Origin of the sequence: Intestinibacter sp., assembly GCF_051866655.1 — a bacterium.
Taxonomy (GTDB): Bacteria; Bacillota; Clostridia; order Peptostreptococcales; family Peptostreptococcaceae; genus Intestinibacter.
Window position 1 is genome coordinate 1 of the sequence record NZ_JBJDXL010000229.1, and the last position, 2,562, is coordinate 2,562.

3 protein-coding genes are annotated in these 2,562 nt (G+C 30.7%); all 3 read right to left on the bottom strand.

Features of this window, described 5'->3' with window-relative positions; genetic code table 11:
* Positions 1-307 precede the first annotated feature (307 nt).
* Positions 308-1,492 carry a methyltransferase domain-containing protein gene (locus ACI3VO_RS06875; protein ID WP_439757195.1) on the bottom strand — a complete coding sequence of 395 codons (1,185 nt, stop codon included), beginning with the start codon at positions 1,490-1,492 and terminating at the stop codon, positions 308-310.
* A gap of 88 nt (positions 1,493-1,580) precedes the next feature.
* The gene (locus ACI3VO_RS06880) at positions 1,581-2,210 is read right to left on the bottom strand and encodes a hypothetical protein (protein WP_439757196.1); all 630 of its coding nucleotides are present in this window, start codon (positions 2,208-2,210) and stop codon (positions 1,581-1,583) included.
* 13 nt (positions 2,211-2,223) lie between these two features.
* Positions 2,224-2,562: hypothetical protein (locus ACI3VO_RS06885; RefSeq protein WP_439757197.1), on the bottom strand; the 339-nt coding region annotated here is incomplete at its 5' end.

Sequence of the window (2,562 nt, forward strand, 5' to 3'; positions counted from 1 at the left end):
AATCCTTTCATATTTTAAATATAATTTTATTTATAATAATAATATAAATTTTATAATAATAAAATATTTTTAATTTAAATTTGACTTTTTTGTATAATTTTATTATAATTATCATATAATATAAATAGAATAATTCTCATCGGAATGGCGATGACAATTATCTATTTTTTAAAATAACTCTCATCGGAATGACGATGACAGTTATTTATTTTTGAATTAAAAGCTCACCATATTCGGTGAGCTATTTTTATACAATAAAAAGAGAAGCTACCCCTAAAAATAACTTCCCTCTCCATAAAAACATTCTCTATTTAATAGCGTCTCTCTCTTCCAAGCTAAAATACTCAGACACCTTATTCCCCATTCTGCCGATAAATCCAGCCATATTTCTAATATCCTTTATAGTCTCGTCCTTATCAGCAACATCTGTCACAAGCTCTCTACGTCCGATATTGCTGTACTTATAGCACACGAACTTGTCGCCAGCTTGCCATACTTCTCTTCTCTCGCTGCCAGCACCATTTTTGTAGTCTATTTGTGTTCCGAAGACAAGCTTTTTATCTTCTATCGCCTTGAATTCAAGCTCTATTTTGAAGTCGTCGTCGACATCTTTATGCTTATTTAAAACAGGCAATTTGCTGTATATCTCGATAAATTCACCAAATGTGATTTCTTCTCTTTTCGCTTTATCGAACACGATTACAGGCATTTGTTCGTAGCTGTCTAATTCGTAAAATTGCACCTTGCACATGCTTTCTGTATTTATGTATAGCCCTGATTCTCTCATTGATTTGACGAAATTTAGAATTTCCTCAGCACCTTCTAATCTCTCAAAAGTTATCAGCTTAGCATCATCTGCCATAACCTTTTCTACGCTTCTGAAAAATTTAACTACGCTGTTTGCAACTACTAATGATTTTTCCACATCGTCTATGCTCCAGAAACTCTTAAGCTTAGGTAAATTTGTGATTTCTAGCATAGATCTTATAGATACGACTGCATCGAATTTTTCTTGTTTGAAGAATTTATCTATTTTCTTGGCATCTACTACTTCGAATTTTACATTTTGTAAGCCTAGTTTTGCTGCGATTTCTTCTGCACATTTGATGCCCTTTTTGCTCTTGTCAACTGCAACTACCTCAGCATTTGGATAAACTGATGCTAAAAAGCAAGTAGCTATTCCATTGTCACATCCTAGGTCTAGGATTTTCTTCCCATCTAAATCAGCATTTTCAATCATCCAAGTAAAAAATTCTCTATACAAATCATAATAATACCCAGCGAAATCCATGCTTGTGTCTAAGTCCTTGTTTTTCACTGAATATATTTTACCATTACTAGTATCTTTTCTAAGTGACATCGCTAAGTCTATGTTTTGAGTCAAGTTCACTCCATGCTTTTCGTCTATTTCCTTGAAAAACTCGTCGCGATCCTTAGCTTCCTTTAGTCCTATTTTTTCAAAATATTGGTCTATTACATTTAATTGTTCCATAATTTCCAACTTACTCCTTCTAAAATTATTCCCCATATTACAATAACTATAATAACATATATTTACATTTTTGCCTAAATTATCTATATTACCTAGATGTAGAATATTGCTCAATTAAATCTTCCATTTCTCTAAGACCTTTATTAGTAAATATTTTAGTTTCTTTACTCTCACAATACTCATCTATTTCATCTCTCAACAAGCCTATATCACCTGTCAAGCCAAATTCATCTACATCAGTCAATTTATAATCTATAAATAAACCAATACATATATTATCATCACTAGTTAAACTCTGATCTATAGGCTTTAAAAGTCTATTTAATAAAGCTACACTTCCATCTAATTTTCTATGTACCTCTTGTATTCTTATATCAACAATTCTTTCTAAATTTAAATTCATATCTTCATCATTTACAATTGCTTGTAATCTTTTCAACAATGCCTCTGTAATATCTTTGGCTTCTATAAGTAATATCCCTTTTGATTTCGAAACCTCCATACCATCAGCTGTCGCATGCTTTTTTCTTCGCCCTAAATCATCTAAACCTAGCATTGTTAAATCACTATCTATAAATAAATTGTTATCATTTATTAAACTTGAATCTTCTTTTAATTTTTCCAAAGTTTTATCTGAAGCAAACAAAATTTTTATTAACTGCCTTTCTATATTAGGATATCTATTTACCTTCTCTTCTAAATACTCTAATTTATCCATACTACCTCCCATATTAAAATCCTCTAACCTTCAATATAGGATTAGTCAAATCTTTTACTATATTAAGAGGCTTATCCTCTTGTTTACTAATAGCATATCCTAACTCTTTATCTTGCTCCACAACATAATAATTCACTTTTTCATGTTTTTGTTTAGCATTATATATCAAGCTCTGTATTATATAAGGACTATGAGTTGTCAAAGCAAAATGAACATCGATATCAAATAACTTTTCTATAAAATCCAATTGCCACTCAGGATGCATACCTTCCTCTGGTTCATCAAACATAAGTAATGTATTGTTATCTACACTCTTATTTCTGACTAACTTGTCTAACATTATAAATAACTT

Excerpts from the sequence above, each read along its gene's own strand:
- ACI3VO_RS06875 (WP_439757195.1), bottom strand. The coding sequence starts at position 1,492 with ATGGAACAATTAAATGTAATAGACCAATATTTTGAAAAAATAGGACTA.
- ACI3VO_RS06880 (WP_439757196.1), bottom strand. The coding sequence starts at position 2,210 with ATGGATAAATTAGAGTATTTAGAAGAGAAGGTAAATAGATATCCTAAT.